The following is a 234-nucleotide window of genomic DNA, read 5'->3' on the forward strand; positions in this document are numbered from 1 at the left end:
GACACAGCCCACTGGACGGCCTGGGCATAGTAGGCGCTGCTGGCCACGTCTGCGAAGGGATTGGTCCCCTCGGCGGCAGGGGAACCGGCGGCCCGCCACAGGAAGGTGACGATCTGGCCCCGGGTGCAGGGGGAGTCGGGACCGAAGGTGTTGGCCCCGGTCACCTGGGAGGCGGGCATGACAAAGGTAAACTGGTTGTTGCCAATGTCAGTCAGCTCAATGACCTCCCCCTTG

1 pseudogene is annotated in these 234 nt (G+C 65.8%); it reads right to left on the reverse strand.

The features are described from left to right. Positions 1-234 (reverse strand): annotated as a pseudogene (locus D1646_RS19860) (hypothetical protein); the annotation flags it as partial.

The organism is Pseudoflavonifractor sp. 60 (genome assembly GCF_009911645.1).
Lineage (GTDB): Bacteria > Bacillota > Clostridia > Oscillospirales > Oscillospiraceae > Lawsonibacter.